The sequence below is a fragment of the Gordonia sp. GN26 genome (assembly GCF_054823965.1).
On the sequence record NZ_JSYC01000061.1, the window covers coordinates 1 to 15,643 of the forward strand.

Annotated in this window: 20 protein-coding genes and 1 pseudogene; 12 read left to right on the top strand and 9 right to left on the bottom strand. The window is 66.1% G+C overall.

Annotated elements, in window-relative coordinates:
- A partial coding sequence (locus OK17_RS14170) for a winged helix-turn-helix transcriptional regulator (protein ID WP_461417827.1) occupies nt 1-236 on the bottom strand: 236 nt, incomplete at its 3' end.
- Between the two features lie 120 nt (nt 237-356).
- Between OK17_RS14170 and OK17_RS14175 the strand changes: the two genes are divergently transcribed.
- Nucleotides 357-1,529: an acetyl-CoA C-acyltransferase gene (locus tag OK17_RS14175; protein WP_232715370.1), complete on the top strand. Its 1,173-nt coding sequence runs from the start codon at nt 357-359 to the stop codon at nt 1,527-1,529.
- Nucleotides 1,530-1,544: 15 nt separating this feature from the next.
- Here the strand turns inward: OK17_RS14175 and OK17_RS14180 are convergent, their stop codons facing one another.
- Together OK17_RS14180 and OK17_RS14185 are read right to left on the bottom strand one after the other, a co-directional pair.
- Nucleotides 1,545-2,291 (bottom strand): MBL fold metallo-hydrolase, encoded by a 747-nt coding sequence (locus OK17_RS14180; RefSeq protein ID WP_461417828.1) that lies wholly within the window; start codon nt 2,289-2,291, stop codon nt 1,545-1,547.
- Nucleotides 2,292-2,331: 40 nt separating this feature from the next.
- Complete coding sequence (locus tag OK17_RS14185; protein ID WP_461417829.1) at nt 2,332-3,024, bottom strand: SDR family NAD(P)-dependent oxidoreductase; 693 nt, start codon at nt 3,022-3,024, stop codon at nt 2,332-2,334.
- Nucleotides 3,025-3,166: 142 nt separating this feature from the next.
- On the opposite strand from OK17_RS14185, the gene OK17_RS14190 reads away from it, so the two are divergent.
- Nucleotides 3,167-4,039, top strand: a complete 873-nt coding sequence (locus OK17_RS14190) for a helix-turn-helix domain-containing protein (RefSeq protein ID WP_232715367.1) — start codon at nt 3,167-3,169, stop codon at nt 4,037-4,039.
- A 48-nt stretch (nt 4,040-4,087) separates the two neighbouring features.
- Here OK17_RS14190 and OK17_RS14195 read toward each other — a convergent pair whose 3' ends face one another.
- Together OK17_RS14195 and OK17_RS14200 are read right to left on the bottom strand one after the other, a co-directional pair.
- Entirely contained in the window at nt 4,088-4,963 is an 876-nt protein-coding gene (locus OK17_RS14195; RefSeq protein ID WP_232715366.1) for a cytochrome c oxidase assembly protein, read from the bottom strand.
- Nucleotides 4,891-5,445, bottom strand: a complete 555-nt coding sequence (locus OK17_RS14200; RefSeq protein ID WP_461417830.1) for a DUF2243 domain-containing protein — start codon at nt 5,443-5,445, stop codon at nt 4,891-4,893. Before OK17_RS14200 ends, OK17_RS14195 begins: the two co-directional genes overlap by 73 nt.
- Nucleotides 5,446-5,653: 208 nt before the next feature.
- On the opposite strand from OK17_RS14200, the gene OK17_RS14205 reads away from it, so the two are divergent.
- A complete protein-coding gene (locus tag OK17_RS14205) occupies nt 5,654-5,785 on the top strand; it encodes a hypothetical protein (RefSeq protein WP_269784476.1) in 132 nt (43 codons plus the stop codon).
- 75 nt (nt 5,786-5,860) lie between these two features.
- On the opposite strand, the gene OK17_RS14210 is transcribed toward OK17_RS14205, so the two are convergent.
- A complete protein-coding gene (locus tag OK17_RS14210; protein WP_232715364.1) occupies nt 5,861-6,739 on the bottom strand; it encodes an alpha/beta hydrolase in 879 nt (292 codons plus the stop codon).
- Between the two features lie 281 nt (nt 6,740-7,020).
- Between OK17_RS14210 and arr the strand changes: the two genes are divergently transcribed.
- Entirely contained in the window at nt 7,021-7,449 is a 429-nt protein-coding gene (gene arr / locus OK17_RS14215; RefSeq protein ID WP_461417831.1) for an NAD(+)--rifampin ADP-ribosyltransferase, read from the top strand.
- Nucleotides 7,450-7,469: 20 nt separating this feature from the next.
- Here arr and OK17_RS14220 read toward each other — a convergent pair.
- Nucleotides 7,470-8,978, bottom strand: a pseudogene (locus tag OK17_RS14220) (APC family permease).
- 211 nt (nt 8,979-9,189) lie between these two features.
- Between OK17_RS14220 and OK17_RS14225 the strand changes: the two are divergent.
- From OK17_RS14225 to OK17_RS14240, 4 genes are all read left to right on the top strand, one after another.
- Entirely contained in the window at nt 9,190-9,822 is a 633-nt protein-coding gene (locus tag OK17_RS14225; RefSeq protein ID WP_232715361.1) for an LGFP repeat-containing protein, read from the top strand.
- A 21-nt stretch (nt 9,823-9,843) separates the two neighbouring features.
- A complete protein-coding gene (locus OK17_RS14230) occupies nt 9,844-10,458 on the top strand; it encodes an AMIN-like domain-containing (lipo)protein (RefSeq protein ID WP_232715360.1) in 615 nt (204 codons plus the stop codon).
- Nucleotides 10,459-10,533: 75 nt separating this feature from the next.
- Complete coding sequence (locus tag OK17_RS14235) at nt 10,534-10,989, top strand: nitroreductase/quinone reductase family protein (RefSeq protein WP_232715359.1); 456 nt, start codon at nt 10,534-10,536, stop codon at nt 10,987-10,989.
- A 116-nt stretch (nt 10,990-11,105) separates the two neighbouring features.
- Nucleotides 11,106-11,306 carry a hypothetical protein gene (locus OK17_RS14240; RefSeq protein WP_232715358.1) on the top strand — a complete coding sequence of 67 codons (201 nt, stop codon included), beginning with the start codon at nt 11,106-11,108 and terminating at the stop codon, nt 11,304-11,306.
- A gap of 55 nt (nt 11,307-11,361) precedes the next feature.
- Here the strand turns inward: OK17_RS14240 and OK17_RS14245 are convergent, their stop codons facing one another.
- Nucleotides 11,362-12,690, bottom strand: coding sequence for an oxygenase MpaB family protein (locus OK17_RS14245; RefSeq protein WP_232715357.1), 1,329 nt, complete (start codon nt 12,688-12,690; stop codon nt 11,362-11,364).
- A gap of 160 nt (nt 12,691-12,850) precedes the next feature.
- On the opposite strand from OK17_RS14245, the gene OK17_RS14250 reads away from it, so the two are divergent.
- Nucleotides 12,851-13,420 carry a DUF488 domain-containing protein gene (locus OK17_RS14250; RefSeq protein WP_232715430.1) on the top strand — a complete coding sequence of 190 codons (570 nt, stop codon included), beginning with the start codon at nt 12,851-12,853 and terminating at the stop codon, nt 13,418-13,420.
- Between the two features lie 67 nt (nt 13,421-13,487).
- Here the strand turns inward: OK17_RS14250 and OK17_RS14255 are convergent, their stop codons facing one another.
- Nucleotides 13,488-14,144 carry an alpha/beta hydrolase gene (locus OK17_RS14255; RefSeq protein WP_232715356.1) on the bottom strand — a complete coding sequence of 219 codons (657 nt, stop codon included), beginning with the start codon at nt 14,142-14,144 and terminating at the stop codon, nt 13,488-13,490.
- An 11-nt stretch (nt 14,145-14,155) separates the two neighbouring features.
- On the opposite strand from OK17_RS14255, the gene OK17_RS14260 reads away from it, so the two are divergent.
- From OK17_RS14260 to OK17_RS14270, 3 genes are all read left to right on the top strand, one after another.
- Nucleotides 14,156-14,827: an alpha/beta fold hydrolase gene (locus OK17_RS14260; RefSeq protein WP_461417833.1), complete on the top strand. Its 672-nt coding sequence runs from the start codon at nt 14,156-14,158 to the stop codon at nt 14,825-14,827.
- A gap of 287 nt (nt 14,828-15,114) precedes the next feature.
- A complete protein-coding gene (locus OK17_RS14265; protein ID WP_461417835.1) occupies nt 15,115-15,402 on the top strand; it encodes an ArsR/SmtB family transcription factor in 288 nt (95 codons plus the stop codon).
- The coding region (locus OK17_RS14270) for an arsenic resistance protein (RefSeq protein ID WP_461417834.1) at nt 15,399-15,643 on the top strand (245 nt) is incomplete at its 3' end. The genes OK17_RS14265 and OK17_RS14270, both read left to right, overlap by 4 nt.

A 15,643-nucleotide genomic window follows, 5' to 3' on the forward strand; every position in this document is an offset into this window, starting at 1 on the left:
TACGGGACCTTCGTGAAAACACCCGCCTCGGTGAGCTCTTTCAACCGCGCCGACGCGACCGCATCGGTGATGCCGACCCGGCGGGCGAACTGGTCGAACCGGGTCGCGCCGTAGAACGCCTCACGCAGGATCAGGATCGCCGATCGGGTACCGACCAGCTCGACCGCCTTGGCGATCGAGCAGTGCGTCGCCTCCCACCGGTCACGTTCCGCGAGCGGTCCCACCAGCTTCATCATGTGATCCATCCTACCCTGGCTTGACAGGACCATAGTCAGGGCGTAGATCTCTGACTATGGCCGACAAAAGTCAGCCACCTTCGGATCGTCGGCGACGATCCGCCTAGATGGAGGTCAGACATGGCAACTGCAGTCATCGTGGACGCGGTACGCACTCCGATCGGGAAGGGGAAGCCCTCGGGTGGGTTGCACGACGTCCATCCGGTCGACCTTCTCGCGCACAGTCTCCGGGCGATCGTCGACCGCACGGGCATCGATCCGGCGGAGATCGACGACGTCATCACCGGAGTCGTCAGTCAGGTGGGCGAGCAGAGCTTCAACATCGCACGACGCGCACTGCTGGCGGCGGGCTATCCGGAGTCGGTGCCCGGTGTGTCGATCGACCGCCAGTGCGGCAGCGGACAGCAGGCGATCGCGTTCGCGGCCCAGGGAGTCATCGCGGGCACCTACGACGTGGTCGTGGCCGCGGGAGTCGAATCGATGTCTCGGGTTCCGATGGGCTCGGCCGCGGTGGGTGCGTCGGACCTGAACGGTGTCGCGTTCGACGAGCGCTACCCGGATGGACTTGTCGGGCAGGGCATCTCCGCCGAACTGATCGCCGCGCGATGGGGCATCTCCCGGACGGCGATCGACGAGTTCTCCCTGCGCTCACACGAACTGGCGGCGCAGGCGACCAAGAACGGGTTGTTCGACGCCGAGCTCGCACCGATCGCCGGTTTGACCGCGGACGAGGGGATTCGGGTGGGCAGCACCCTCGAGAGTCTGGGTGGCCTCCGACCCGCATACCACGACGAGGCGATCGAGCAGCGGTTCCCCGAGATCGACTGGAAGATCACCGCCGCCAGTGCCAGCCAGATCAGCGACGGGTCGGCGGCCGTCCTCGTCATGAGCGAGGAGAAGGCGGCGGAGCTGGGGCTGCGCCCGCGGGCGCGGGTCCACACGATCGCGGTGGCCGGCGATGATCCGCTCCTGATGCTCACCGCAATCATCCCGGCGACCCGGAAGGTGCTCGCGCGCAGCGGACTCGACCTGGCCGACATCGACCTGTTCGAGGTCAACGAGGCCTTCGCGCCGGTCGTACTGGCCTGGGTCCAGGAGCTCGGCGTCGACCTGGAGAAGGTGAACGTCAACGGCGGGGCGATCGCCCTCGGTCACCCGCTGGGAGCCAGCGGAGCCCGTCTGGCCACCACCGGCCTGAACGCGCTCGAGCAACGGGGTGGGCGTTACCTGCTCCAGACGATGTGTGAGGCAGGCGGTCTCGCGAACGCGACGATCTACGAACGTCTCGACTGAGCGGCCCGTCCGGTGTCAGCTGTCGGTGTGGCGTGCGCGCTCCACGGCCGCCGCCGCACCGTGGTGCCACGGGACGCCGTGCCCGGGCAGGACGGACTTCGCGCCGGTGCTCGCCAGGGCGTCGAGCGACGCCCTGTTCCGCTCCAGATCGGCGGTCGCGGACCCGGCGATCAACCGGGGCCCGTGTGCCCCGGTGTAGGGGTCGAGGGTGACCAGTGCGTCGCCGGCGATCACCGCGTCGCGGTCGGGGAAGTGCAGGGAGACGTGGCCGAAGGTGTGTCCGGGGGTCGGCACCACCGTGGCCTTCCCTGGGAGCTCGGCGGCGTCGTCGAAGGTGGTCACTTGGGCCTCGTCGATTCCGCGGACCTGGAAGGCTCCGGCAAAGGCCATGCGGCCGAGCAGTTTCCACGACGGCGGGTTGCGCAGCGGAACCCCGAATCGGGTGGCGTTCTGGTGCGCGTATCGATAGGGATGAGCGGCGAGCCACGCGTCGTCGCGATGGATGTGCACCGGTATGCGCCAGTGTTTGGCCAGGCGCCGTGCGGTGCCCACGTGATCGAAGTGCCCATGGGTGATGATCAGCGCGGACACCGCGTCGACATCGCGACCCAACTGATGGATCGCGTCGAGCAGCGGGCCGTACGACCGGGGCAGTCCGGCGTCGACGATCACGAGTCGGTCGCCGTCCTCGACCAGGTACTGGTTGGTGTACGCGTGTTCGAGGCGATGAATTCCGGGTGCGACATCGCGTTGGAAGACCACGTCCCAGCGTAACCCCGCCGAGCGGGGCCCAAACCCGCCTTCACCAGGGGAGGATTCCGTTCTCGTCCTGCAGGGTTCCGGTCGGCCCGTCGGGGCCGATCGTTGCCAGGCGCACGACGGTACGCGCACTGTCCTCGGCGGGCCGTCCGCCGCTCATCCCGGTCGAGGCCGTCATGTCGGTCGCTGTGAAGCCGGGTTCGACCGCGTTGAACTTGATCGCCGGTTCGGCCTTCGAATACTGGAGTGTGAGCATCGTCGCCGCGGATTTCGACGCGGCGTACAGCGTGGCGGTCAAACCGTGTTCGGGACGATCGGGGTTCGTCACGGCCCAGAACGATCCGGCACTGCTGGACACCGTGACGACCCGTGGGTGATCGGATTCGCGGAGCAGTGGACGTGCCGCCTCGGTGACCCGGACGATGCCCACGGCGTTGGTGTCGAAGACCCGCGTAGCGGTCGGACCGTCGACGATCCAATCGCCGGAGATCCCGGCGTTGTGCACCAGTACGTCGAGGCGTCCCTCGAGAGCGTCGATCCGGGCGAGCGCGGCGGCGACCGATGAATCGTCGGTGACATCGAGTTGCACGAACCGCGCACCGGCTTCGGCGGCGGCCTTCTCGCCCCGCTCGGCGTCCCGCGCGCCGATGTAGACGGTGTGCCCGAGCCGGGTCAGCCGGCGGGCCGTCTCGAAACCGATTCCCTTGTTGGCCCCGGTGATGAGAGTGACTGTCATGGGTGGATCCCTTCCGTCTGTGCCCGAGGTGGGCCGTGTCGTCGACGCTATGGATGCGTCGCGCGATCCGGCAGTGCTCCGGTTGTCCCAGGGTGTGGCAGGACCCCCTCTCATCCGCGCGGCTCGACCTAGGCTGAATGACATGACCAACCGGCCCAACACGCTCGGCGAGTATCTGAAGGCGCGCCGCGGGCTCGTGGCCCCGGAACAGGCGGGCATCCCGGAGGTCGGGGTGCGACGCGTGCCGGGCCTGCGGCGCGAGGAGGTCGCGATGCTCGCGGGGATCAGCGCGGACTATTACCTGCGCCTGGAGCGCGGCCGCGACCGGAACCCGTCGACGCAGGTCCTCGAGTCGCTGGCGCGGGTCCTTCAGCTCAACGACGACCACGTCGCCTATCTGTTGTCGTTGGTGGGTGACCAACCCCGACGACCCCGCCGACGTATTCGCAAAGAGGTTGTGCCGGTGGGCGTTCAGAAACTGGTGGAGAGCCTCGGTCAGCCTGCGTACGTCGAGGGCCGCTACTTCGACATCCTGGTCGCCAACGCCTCGGCGACGGCGCTGTCACCGCGGTTCGCGGTGGGGCGGAACCAACTTCGGGACATGTTCCTGGAACCCGCTGATCAAGCCCTGTACCCGGACTGGCGGAACTCGACGCGATGCTTGATCGGCAACCTGCGTCGAGCGGTCGGCACCGACGTCGACGACCCGCGGTTCGTCGAGCTGGTGGGCGAGTTGTCCCTTGCGAGTCCGTGGTTCCGCGAACTCTGGGCAAGGCACGACGTCAAGGCACAGTTCGGCGCCCCGATGCAGTTCGATCATCCGACGGTCGGGGAGATGACGCTGTACCGGGAGCGGATGAGCATCGACGGGACACCGGGGCTCGAACTCGTCGTCTTCCATCCGGAACCGGGTAGCGCGGACGCCGAGAAGCTGGCTCTGCTGTCGTCGGCGGTTTTGCCGGTGTCGAGTCGAGAATCGAAGGTGGACCGACCAGATCGCTCAGATCTCACATAGAGGGGTGGGGGCAATCTTGTCCGGCCGGCGCCACAAACTGCTTCGAGATCATCCGGGGACGGCCTGCGTCGCTGGGCGGCCCCGGTTCTCGGCCGTCCCGCGATGGTCCGGCCGCCACGTGAGGAGGAGCGCCAAGGCCAGCAGGATCTCGGCGATGTCGCCCCAGTAGTACATGAGCGTGCCGCCGGTTCGGAGCTCATCCGGCGGAGCGTCGACGGCGACGAACAGGCCGGCATAGATCAGTTGCGCGACGACGGCGTGCCCGAGAACCGCGATACCGAGCACCACGATCCGCATCCGCACCGATGGGCGGTCCGGACCCGGGTCGGGGCCGGCGATCATCCAGGCGAACAGATAACCGGAGATGAAGAAGTGCGCGTGGATCGCTGCATGCACCGCGGCATGCTCGTCGGCGATGGCGAACAGTGGCGTGAAGTAGAGCGCAACCAATCCGCCGATGACCGCGGTGAGCAGGAATGCGGGGTGCGTGAAGATACGGGCCGGCCGGGATCTGAGCAGATGCACCAGCGGCCGGGTCGTCGATGGTGGCGCGGTCCGTAGGAGCAACGTCATGGGTGCGCCCAGGACGAGGCCCGGCGGCGCGAACATGCCGAGCAGGAGGTGGCCGATCATGTGGTCCGGAAATGATCCGGATGTGCTGGGCCGCAACGCGAATCCCAGCAGGATCAGCCCGAGCAGGAAGCTGACGGTGCGCCAGTGGTTCCATCCGCGGGGCTCCCCATGGCATCGGCGTGCGGCGACGAGGTAGACCGCTGCGGCCAGGACGAGGACCGCCATCGCCGCCAGGGCACCGGCGGACACCGCGCCTGGTTCTGCCTGGTGGGCGACGTTCACGACGACGTCGAGGTGTGCTGCTTCGCCGCCGGCGTCGCAAGTGGTGCGGCAGATCGCTGAAGTGCCCATCCGGCCAGCACGAGGACCGCGCCCAGGATCAGAAAGCCGACGTCGCACAGGGTTTGGTTGTCACCGGTGCGGACGTGGTGGATACCGAGGATGTGGTGATCGACGACCCCTTCGACGAGGTTGAACAGACCCCACCCGACGAGAACCCAACCCCATAGTGCGCGAGAGGCCCACAACCGTTGCCGGGATCGGGTGACGCGCGAATACAGCAGCGCGAGCCCGACGAGTACGGCGAGCCAGGTGAAGGTGTGAAACAGTCCGTCCCAGAGGGTGTTGATCTCGAGACCGTGCACGGTGTCGGCAGGGTAGTGGTCGAGCCCGATGCGGTCGCTGTCGGTGCTCGTCAGCATGTGATGCCACTGCAGGATCTGATGGAGAAGGATTCCGTCGATGAACCCGCCCAACCCGACGCCGAGAACCACCCCCGGTAGGGCGAAGGACGGCGCCGAGACCCGACCTGACCGTGTTTCGCTGCTGTTCACCGTTGGCCTCCCACAGAAGTTTGTGTGCGGAGTCGGATACCCCGGGCGCGAACGGCGTCAAACGCGTACCCACTCGCCTCGACCCTCGGCAGGGCTCGCCGTTGCCGGTAGGCGTTGCCCCGCGGGGCGACGTGCTCGTCACACCTGCGAATCGCCGCCGTCGACGAACAGTTCGCTACCGGTGATGGAACGCGCCTGAGGGGTCTTCGTGGCGGTCACCCGAGGTATGGAGATCCTGGCGAACGGCCGGGTGGACCGAACGGAGCTGACGGCGATCGCGGTGACCTCGCTCGCTGCGCTGCCGGTGACCGGCGACGGCAGCGACCCCGCTGGCGATTAGCCGACGTGTCGGTTGTGCCCGCGCGTTCGAGCGGACCGCGTGTTCGCCCGTCGGCTGAGGTGAGGAGCGTGTCCGTCACTCGTTGCGGAGCTTCGCGAGTTCGGTGGTGGCCACGACGGTGAGCCGGTCGAGAATCTGCTGGTAGGCGGGGGACTGGCGGTGGACCAGTGAGGTGTGCGTTTCACCGTCCACCAGATTCAACTCCGCTCTGCCGCCGGCCGCGTGGACTGCGGCGGTGTAGTGCCGGGAGTTGTTCGGGTGCACGTCGTCGTCGGCGAGACCGTGGAAGAGGATGACGGGCAGATCGGGGTCGAGGTTCTGGATCGGGTCCACCGACGCGTATCGCTCGGGTACCTGATCGGGTGTGCCGCCGAGGATCTGCTTGATGACCCGGCCGTTGCCGTGGTTCACGGCGTAGCGCATGTCCAGTGGGCCGGAGATGGACACCACGCGGGACGGGACGAAAGCCGGACGCGAGCCCACTTCGTCGTCGTCGAGTCGGTGCCGGGTGCCGCCCCAGACGGCCAGTTGTGCTCCGGCGCTGTGGCCGATCACCAGTTCGTCGTCGATGCTGAGTTCCGGATGTGCCTCGGCCATCGTGGGTACGTGGTCGAGTGCGCGGGCGACGTCGTGGAAGGTCGTCGGCCATCCGCCGCCGGTGCCGACCCGGCGATACTCGAGGTTGTAGACGGCGAGTCCGCGGACGGCCAGGTCACGCGCCATGTCGTCGAATTGTTCTGCGCCGGCGCGGCTTTCCCAGCCGCCGCCGTGGATGATGGTGACCAGTGGAACGGACCCGTCCTCGTGGTCGCCGGCCGGTAGATAGAGGTTGGCCCAGTTCTCGGCAGCGTCGGCGTCGGCGGGGTCGAGATACTCGATCCGTTCGATGCGGAGTCCATCAGAGGACTCGGGGACGGGCGGAGCCGCCGTCGGAGTCTGAGTTGTCGTGGCCACCGCGGACGACTGTGGGGCCGGCTTCTCGGACCCGGCAGAGCACCCGACGGTTCCGACGGCGAGGACAGCCGCAGTGGCGGTTGCGATCAAGTGACTTACGCGCACGACGAATTGAACCACGGCAGCGGCGGTTTCGGGGTGAGCAAATCGTGACCGGACACGACGAAAATGTGTCGTTCCACCTTCAGTGTATCGCCGGGTACGGGGCTTGCGGCAAGGCCCCGGAGCGAATGCACAATGGCTCGGCAACTGTGCGGCGGGAGGGTTCTTCAGTGGCGAACATGGCAGATACACCCGAACGATTCGAGGTGCACGAGTCCGGTGCGTTGTTCCATGGCACCAGAGCGGACCTGCAGGTGGGTGAGTACCTGGTGCCGGGCCATCAGTCGAACTATCGGCCCGAGCACACCTCCAACTACATCTACATGACGAAGGTCCTGGACGGCGCGGTCCTGGCTGCCGAAATGGCCCGAGGTGACGGCCGTTGTAGGGTCTACATCGTCGAACCGCAAGGCTCGGTGGAAGACGATCCGAACGTGACGGACAAGAAGTTCCCGGGCAACCCGACGCATTCGTATCGCAGCGACCGACCCGTCCGGGTCGTCGGGGAGATGACCGACTGGGAGCCGCATTCCCCGGATTACCTCCAGCGGTTCCGCGAGGGACTCGAAGTCCTGAGGCGGGAAGGACGAGCGGTCCTCTACGACTAGTCGCGAACCAAACGACCGGTTCAGATGTCGACATCCTCGGCGGCCGGGTGTTCGCGGGGGCGCTCGTCGGTTCCACCGAAGACGTCGTGGCCGGGTTCGGTGTCGAGGACCTGTCGCCGGAAGACCAGCATGAAGGCGAAGTAGACGCTGCCGAGGAGAATCAGACCTCCGACGATGATGACCGGGACGGTCGCGTCGGTGGGGGACACGAGGATGACGATCGCACAGACCGTCCACACCAGAGCGACCACTGCGACAGGCAGCTCGAATCGGCCGAGGTCGAAGGCTCCGGTCCGTCGATCGAGGCGCTTGCGCACGACCAGGTACAGCGTGACGACGAGTCCGTAGGTGATTGCGGGGAACAAGGTTCCTGCAGTGATGAGTTCGATGAGCGCGTCGCCTGGGATCGCGATCATCGCGATGATCCCGATCACCAGTGGGAGCACTGTCGCGGGGATCGGGGTCTGAGTTCGGGGGCTGACCTGCTTCATGAGGCGGTGGGCGGGGAAGCGGCGGTCGCGCGACATCGCGAACACGATACGTGCGCATGAGGTCATCGAGACCAGCCCGCCACCGAAGAAGGCGATGGCGATGACCACCAGCAGGATTCGTTCGGTGGGGGCGCCGAGTTGGTCGCGCATGATCGTCGCCACCGGCGACCCCGAGGCGGTCACCTTCGCGATGTCGTCGATGGCCACCGTCAGACCGATGAGGAACAACATCCCCAGGATGCCGGCGGCGGCAACGGAACCCACGATCGCCCGGGGGACCGTGCGATGGGGATCCTTGGCTTCCTCGGCCATGTTGGCCGCCGATTCGAAGCCGACCAGGGTCGCCAGGCCGACGATCATCACCGCCATCAGGCCGCCACCGAAGGCGAAGTAGTTCGCCGAATCCACTGCGACGCCGCGTGATCCGAGATTGCTGACCGAGCCGTCGCCGGTGACGGCCACTGCCACGAGCAAGGCGATGACGAGCACGATCACAATGGTGACCTCGACCCCCACGGCCAAGGAGTTGATCAGTCCGACGAGTCGGGTGGATGCGATCGCCAGGGCTGCCTGCACGAGCAGGACGACCACCGTGATCACGCGGGCGGTCTGTTCGTCGGGTGCCATGTTGAAGAGCGGCATCAGGCATTGGCTGGCCATTGCGAAGTCGATCGCCATCAGGCCGGTGACCAGATAGCAGAAGGTCAGCCAACCGAAGATCCACCCCACGCGCGGGTTGGCCAGTCGTGAGGCCCACTGATACGACGAACCGCTGAGCGGGATGCGTGCGGCGAACTGTGCGATGACCAGTGCCACGAGCAACTGGCCGGCCAACGCGATCAGCCAGGTTCAGATCCCCACCGGCCCCGAGTTGTTCAGCAACATCCCGTAGGTGCCGAAGATGCCGACCGCCACCGAGATGAACGCGAAGGAGACGGCGAACACCTGGAAGGACCCGAGGGTGCGTTTGAGTTCTGGCTTGTACCCGAATTCGGCGGACACCTCGGTCGCATCGTTTCGGGATGTCTGATCGCTCATAGGGCCTCCGCCGCTCAGGTCTGGACCAAAGCTAGAGAGCATCGCTGGAAAACGTCGCGAAACGCCGAAACGTCACCCGGTTGAGCTAACGAGAAGACGTTATTGAGCAGGTGCTCCGGCTATTCGTGTCGTCTCTGTGATCGATTGATTCGAGCCACTTGATCGTGAGCTGAACTAACGGCGTATCCGCTGCATCCGTATGATCACGCCCATGTCTGGTCTCTCGTGTCTGCTTCGACGCGCCTCCGATGACACCCGCCCCGCCGTCGGCCGTCACCGGTCGCGCTATGTCTCGGTGGGCCTGGCGATCGTGGCCGCCGCGATGTCTCTCGTTGTTCTCGCTCCGAACGCCCACGCCGATCGGGTGATCAACGGGATCGTTGTCGGGGGGAAGATCGAGGAGGCCTACTCCAAGACCGGTGGTTCCTGGAAGTGGGGCGCACCGACCGGTCCCGAGCGAGCCTCGGCCAAGCATGGTCGTTACCAGAGCTTCGCCCGTGATGTCTCGTTCTATTGGCACCCTGCCGTCGATGGAGGTACGGCTCATCAGGTCGGCGGCGCGATCCGGACCCGCTGGCAGAAGATCGGCGCCGAGCGTGGCGCGCTGGGCTTCCCGACGACCAACGAGTACAAGTCGGGCAAGGGACGGACCAGCGACTTCCAGGGCGGCACGATCACCTGGTCCGCGAACGGCGGCGCCCAGATCGTGTGGGGCGGGATCATGCAGAAGTGGCGTGCGCAGGGGGCCGCGAAGGGGTACTACGGCGTCCCGCTCGGTGGCGAGTACCGCATCGGCAGCCGCTTTGCCCAGGACTTCCAGAACGGCACCATCTTCTGGCCCTGACCCCCGGTAGCGTGGGCGCTCATGATGCGTGTGCGCGCCGCGCTGGTCCCGTTCGTCGCTGCTTTCGTCGTCGCGGGGTGTTCTGCTGTCGACGGTGAGCCTGACGATGGCGGCGGTGCCGCGTCGACGGTGACCGAGACGGTCACGTCGACGCCTCCGTCCACGCCCGGTTCGACGCCGTCCGATGTCGCGATTGATGGCGGGAACCCCAGTCCGAAGACCGCGCCCGCGGGTGAGGGCGCCCGACTCACCGTCACCGACATCCGGACCGGCTCGCACGACGGATTCGATCGAGTCGTCTACGAGCTGGGCGGAAGCGGGCGGCCCGGCTGGCGCGTCGCCTACGTCCACGAGGCGCTCCAGGACGGAAGTGGCTTCCCCGTCGACGTCGCGGGTGAGGCGATCCTGGAGGTCCAGATCACCGGGTCGGCATACCCCGGCGACAGCGGCGTCGAGCCGTATGGCGGCCCCGATCCGGTTCGTGCGCAACCCGGTGGCTCGGTGGTGGAGGTGCGGGGTGCGCTCGTATTCGAAGGCGTCACACAGTCTTTCATCGGCGTGTCCGAACCCGGAGCGCCGTTCACTGTCGATGTGCTGACCGATCCGACACGACTGGTGATCGACGTGCAACGCTGACCGGGCCGCTGGTGGTGTACGCGCCGCCGAAAACCTAGTACGGTGTACGGAGTAAGGCGCCGGAAGGAGCGACCAATGCCCACGTCACCGCGAACCGCCACGCCTCCGCGCTGGCTGAAGCCGATGAACAAGGTGTTCCTGTTCCTCCAACGCTTCGGTGGGATGAAGGAGCTACCGGTCCTCATCGTGCCCGGCAGAAAGAGCGGGAAGCCGCGGCGGACGCCGCTGACCGTGATCACCCTCGACGGAGAGCGTTACCTTCTCGAGGGGTTCCCCGGCGCCGACTGGGCTCGCAACGTACGCGCCGCCGACGGACTCGCACAGTTGTCGATCCGCGGCGACGTGACCGATGTCCGGCTCGTCGAACTGCCCGCCGACCAGGCGGTCCCGGTACTCCGCGCCTGGCCTGAGCTGTCGGGCAGCGACGGCCCGAAGATGATGAAGGACGCCGGCGTGGTCACCGACGTCACCCCCGATGCATTCGCCGCCGTCGCAGGACGCTGTGGAGTGTTCCGAATCGACACCCGCTGACCCGCTTGGTCGCGCTCGGGCTCCGGTAACCGGCAACGAAATCCGATGTTTACCGATACGAACGAATGGTTATGTACCTTCCCGGTCAACGTATCGGAACGCCAGGAGGCACACGCATGGTCGCACTCATCGTGGGACTGTTCGCCCCAGTGGGGCTCACGGTGTTCACCGTCGGCATGGAACGTTTCCAACGCCGCATGGAGCGCCCCGGCACCAAGCGAGACGACTCGCTTGCTGCTGTTCCCGAGGCCGGCGTCACGCCGGCGCCCGCTTCCGAGCGCCCGAGCGGGGTGCCGACAGGTCTGAGGCTCGCCTGACCTTTGGGTGCCGCTCGATCCGACCACTGCGCCCGACCTGGCGCCGGTCTGGTTGTCAGTGCGCGTACTCGCGGGAATCCGTTGTGTACTCGGGGATTCCGTAGTCGTCGAGGCGTCGCTTGACCAGCTCGGTGATGTACTGGTCGGCGAGATCCTGCAGCACCGGGAGCCTGCCTGCGAAGCGGACCGCAGCGAATCGGCTGGTCAACCACGGCGCGGTCGCCGCTGCACGGGCGAGATCGGTGACCGAGAGGTCGACGCCCATGTCGGCGGCCTTCTTGAAGTTGCCCTCGCAGAACGCGGCGGTAAAAGCCAGTTTGCTGTAACTCTTTTCGACGGCGTCCGCTGCACGGTCGAAAGTGCTCGCAGACGGGCGCAGGTAGGCGTCCATGGTGGAGCTGACGAGTTTGCGGCAGTCGTCGTCGTAGCCGTAGCGCAGGGTTGCGGCGCGCGCGTTGAACAGATCGACGATCTCCTGTGCGGAACCAGGCAGCAGTTCTTCGGGTAGGCCGAGCAGGAATCCGCGGTAGCGGTGGAACTCGACCATCGCCCGCTCGTCGTAGGGCAGATCGCGGTTCGCTCTGACTGCTTTGTCGGCCTTCTGGTACGGCCCGATCATGCCCGCCGGGAACTGATCGATCTGGGGGACCGGCAGACCATAGACCCTGGTATCCCAGGTTCGCTTCTTGCTGTTGTTTCGGCCGGTTCGCTGCAACGCGTTGAACCGGACCATCGAATGCATCAGCCGCACCATCACGGTGGCCTCGAAACCCGGGCTGAAGCGCTCGAGACCGCCCGGCAGTGCCGTGACCGCGAAGTAGGCGGTGGTCTCGTTGACCCGGTGTGCGGCGCGGGTGCCCGACAAGGCGCCGGTGATCGTCATCGGCAGTGCCGCATAGCTGTTGGTGAAGGTCGCGAGGAATGCGCCCCGGGTCATGAAGGGTGACACGAGCGCGGCATACAGTCGGGAGTACGCAGCGCCGTCGTCGATGAGACCGAAGTCGATCCAGTCGGGCTTCTCCTGCATCACCGCGATGAGTTCGCCGATCTCCGGGGGAGCGTCGGAGACGTTATCCGCGCCCTCGCGGCATACGCGTCGGACGAGATTCACGAGTTCGGAGACCGGATACCGTGCAGCCAGGGCAGCGACCCGATCGGCGGGTACATCGGCCAAGAAGGTGGATGTGTGGACCAACTCCATCAGACGCGGGTCGTTCAGGTACTTGTTGCGATCGCCCAGTCGGCGCGGCAGTGCGGACGTCACGTCCGGGTCGGTGGTGAATCGCTCCGGGGTCGTGTCGAAGTCGAAGTCGCCGTACAGCTCGGGCAACTCGTCGGCCTGCCGCGCGACTCGCTCTGCCAGTTCTGGGTAGTAGTTAGCCATCCCGACCTCTCAGTCACCGCCGACGTCCGTGCTGTCTCTGTCATTGGAGCAGGTCCGGCGATCCCGGATGACCGATTTGGGACAACTGGTCGAAATCGTCTCACAACGGTGGGTGCAGATGGCCGGTCACCGGCTCGATTCGACCACCTACGATGAGGACATGCCGGCACCCACGAGATCGGCGCGGGACGTCGGGAGAGAACCGTTCTTCACCATCGGGCACTCGACCCACACTCTCGACGAGTTCGCGGGCCTGCTTCACGAGAGCGACATCGAGCTTGTTGTCGACGTCCGAAAACTGCCCGGCTCGAAGCGATATCCACAATTCAACCAAGACGCGCTTGCGTTGGGTCTCGAAGATGCGGGGGTCCGGTATCGGCGCGAAGAGGCTCTCACTGGACGACGCCCGGTGAGCAGAGACGTGCCTTCCGGTGTCAACGGCTGGTGGGAGAACCGGAGCTTCCACAACTACGCCGACCACGCGTTGTCCGATGAATTCGCCGGGGCTCTCGACGATCTGCGCGACATCGGCCACAACTCGCGCGTGGCTTTGATGTGCTCCGAGGCGGTGTGGTGGCGGTGTCATCGTCGGATCATCGCGGACCATCTCCTGGCTTCCGGCGAGGACGTGCGTCACATTCTCGGCCCCGGCCATGTGGACCTGGCGATCCTCAGCTCAGGCGCGGTCATCGGGCGGCGGGGGCAGGTTGCCTACCCCGCAGGTCGGTGAACACCGCGGAGCAGAGGGGCGGTGGCGATCTGCTCGTACTTGCATCGACGGCGAGCTGACGGCGGTGTCACCGCACCGACGCGATGGCTTGTGCGATCACGGCGGTCACTGCTTCCGGGTGGGATATCAGGGTCAGGTGCGACCCGCCGTCGAAGATGGTCACCTGTGAGCGCGCCCGCCGTGCCATGGCCTTCTCCGACGTGGGCGTGATGATCTGGTCACCACTGCTGATGAAGTACCACGAGGGGATGGTCTGCCACGCCGCGAACTTCGACGGCGTGCCGAAGGCCGCGGTCGACGCCGCGCGCTGCGTCGCCGACAGTCGGGTGGCGTGGACGGCGGGTAGGTCGCCGGCGAAGTGCCGCACAAAGATGTCTTTCTTCAGGTAGAGGTCGGCAGCTCCCGGGGGCGCGCCCGGATACGGGAGTGTGTCGAACAGTTCTGCGTCTGGCTTCCTCTTCAGGACGGAATCCGCTCCGCTCAGCGAGCCGTTGGTCTCTCCGACGGCCGGAGCCGCGGCGTCGACGTAGACGAGTGCCCTTACGCCGGGGTTCCCCGCCGCTGCATTGGTGATGACCGAACCCCCATAGGAGTGCCCGACCAGGACGACCGGGGCGGGCACTGTCCTCAGAAAACTCGCGACGTACTCGGAATCGGTGGTGAGGTTCTCCAGGGGGTTGGCGATCGCCCGCGCCTCATAGCCCCGCCGCTGTAGCGCCGACACGACTCCTTCCCATGCCTGGATTCGGTGAAGCCCGAGTTCCCGACGGGTTCGGGTACTCGGCGGTCGACTATGCAGGCGTCATAGGTCAGCAGCTCGATGAGCTCGCCATCAGAACGGCTCACCTCGTGGTCCACGACTTCGGGGGCCCGTGGGGCTTGACCTGGGCCGCGGACAACCCCGGCCGGGTGGGAAGCGTGACCCTGCTCAACACCGGAGTGTGGCTCGGTTACCGGTGGCACTGGGCGGCACGGGCCTACCGTATTCCCGTGGTGGGGGAGTTGACGATGGCAACAGCCTCCTACCGTTCGTTCGCGGCGATGATGAGGTTCCGCAGCCGCCGTGAATTGCCCGACGAGGCGATCCGAACCATGTGGGACAACATGTCCGCCACGACACGGAGGACCATCCTGAAGGTTTACCGTGCCATGCCGGACCCCGCAGGCGACGCCGCCATGTTGGCTCAGCGTCTTCGGCGCAATGACACACCGGCTCTTGTGTTCTGGGGCGAAACCGACTGGGGTCTGCCGGTTTCCATGGCGCCACGACAACGGGAAGCGTTCCCGCGCGCTGACATTCACACCCTGCCGGAATCCGGGCACTACCCGCATCTCGACGATCCAGAGCGCGTGAGTTCCCTGGTCTTGCCTTTCCTGCAGGAGCAAGCCGCGCGTTTCGCGCACTGACGACATCTTGCTTTCGTAAGTGCAAGGAGGTCGAGCAGTCACGGAACGGTTGTCGTGGTCGCGACTGGCCGCGGTGTTGGTGGGGTCGGGCAGCGTTCCGCGGAACGCTGCTGGCAACTCAGATCATCCGAAGGTGTCATGTTCAGGATGCCGGGCGTCGGGCGAAGAGCTGGGTTTTGACTGACCATTTAGATAACTGTCAATATAGAAAGGTGTCGAAGCAGAGTTTGTTCGCAACGGTCTCCCAAGGGCTCGGTGCCGATCGGGCCGGCGATCTGGCGCCTGTGATGAAGGCGCTCGGGGATCCGGTGCGGCTGCGTCTGTTGTCGGAGGTGGCTGCGCATCCTGGTGGCGAAGCATGCGTGTGCGATATCTCGGGCCCGTTCGATCTGTCGCAGCCGACGATCTCGCATCATCTGAAGGTGTTGCGTGAGGCCGGTCTGGTGACCAGTGACCGGCGGTCTACGTGGGTGTACTACAGAATCAATGCGTCTGTGTTGCAACAACTCTCCGGATTCCTGGAGGATCTCTCCGCAGTGCAGGGTGAGTCCCGTTCGTGTGAGGATTCGCAGTGAGTGGGGGCGAGGCGGCGGTAGCAGGAAGGTTGTCATTGCTTGACCGGTTCCTGCCTGTGTGGATCGGGGCGGCGATGGTGGCCGGTCTGCTGTTGGGCCGGTGGGTCACCGGACTCGGCGACGCGCTGGCTGCAGTGGAGGTCGATGGCATCTCACTGCCGATCGCTGCAGGCCTTCTGGTGATGATGTACCCGGTCCTGGCCAAAGTGCGCTATGAATCGCCCCGGGTTTGCTGGGGGCT

Excerpts from the sequence above, each read along its gene's own strand:
- OK17_RS14175 (WP_232715370.1), top strand. The coding sequence starts at position 357 with ATGGCAACTGCAGTCATCGTGGACGCGGTACGCACTCCGATCGGGAAG.
- OK17_RS14185 (WP_461417829.1), bottom strand. The coding sequence starts at position 3,024 with ATGACAGTCACTCTCATCACCGGGGCCAACAAGGGAATCGGTTTCGAG.
- OK17_RS14190 (WP_232715367.1), top strand. The coding sequence starts at position 3,167 with ATGACCAACCGGCCCAACACGCTCGGCGAGTATCTGAAGGCGCGCCGC.
- OK17_RS14195 (WP_232715366.1), bottom strand. The coding sequence starts at position 4,963 with ATGGGCACTTCAGCGATCTGCCGCACCACTTGCGACGCCGGCGGCGAA.
- arr (WP_461417831.1), top strand. The coding sequence starts at position 7,021 with ATGGCAGATACACCCGAACGATTCGAGGTGCACGAGTCCGGTGCGTTG.
- OK17_RS14225 (WP_232715361.1), top strand. The coding sequence starts at position 9,190 with ATGTCTGGTCTCTCGTGTCTGCTTCGACGCGCCTCCGATGACACCCGC.
- OK17_RS14230 (WP_232715360.1), top strand. The coding sequence starts at position 9,844 with ATGATGCGTGTGCGCGCCGCGCTGGTCCCGTTCGTCGCTGCTTTCGTC.
- OK17_RS14235 (WP_232715359.1), top strand. The coding sequence starts at position 10,534 with ATGCCCACGTCACCGCGAACCGCCACGCCTCCGCGCTGGCTGAAGCCG.
- OK17_RS14240 (WP_232715358.1), top strand. The coding sequence starts at position 11,106 with ATGGTCGCACTCATCGTGGGACTGTTCGCCCCAGTGGGGCTCACGGTG.
- OK17_RS14245 (WP_232715357.1), bottom strand. The coding sequence starts at position 12,690 with ATGGCTAACTACTACCCAGAACTGGCAGAGCGAGTCGCGCGGCAGGCC.
- OK17_RS14250 (WP_232715430.1), top strand. The coding sequence starts at position 12,851 with ATGCCGGCACCCACGAGATCGGCGCGGGACGTCGGGAGAGAACCGTTC.
- OK17_RS14260 (WP_461417833.1), top strand. The coding sequence starts at position 14,156 with ATGCCTGGATTCGGTGAAGCCCGAGTTCCCGACGGGTTCGGGTACTCG.
- OK17_RS14265 (WP_461417835.1), top strand. The coding sequence starts at position 15,115 with ATGAAGGCGCTCGGGGATCCGGTGCGGCTGCGTCTGTTGTCGGAGGTG.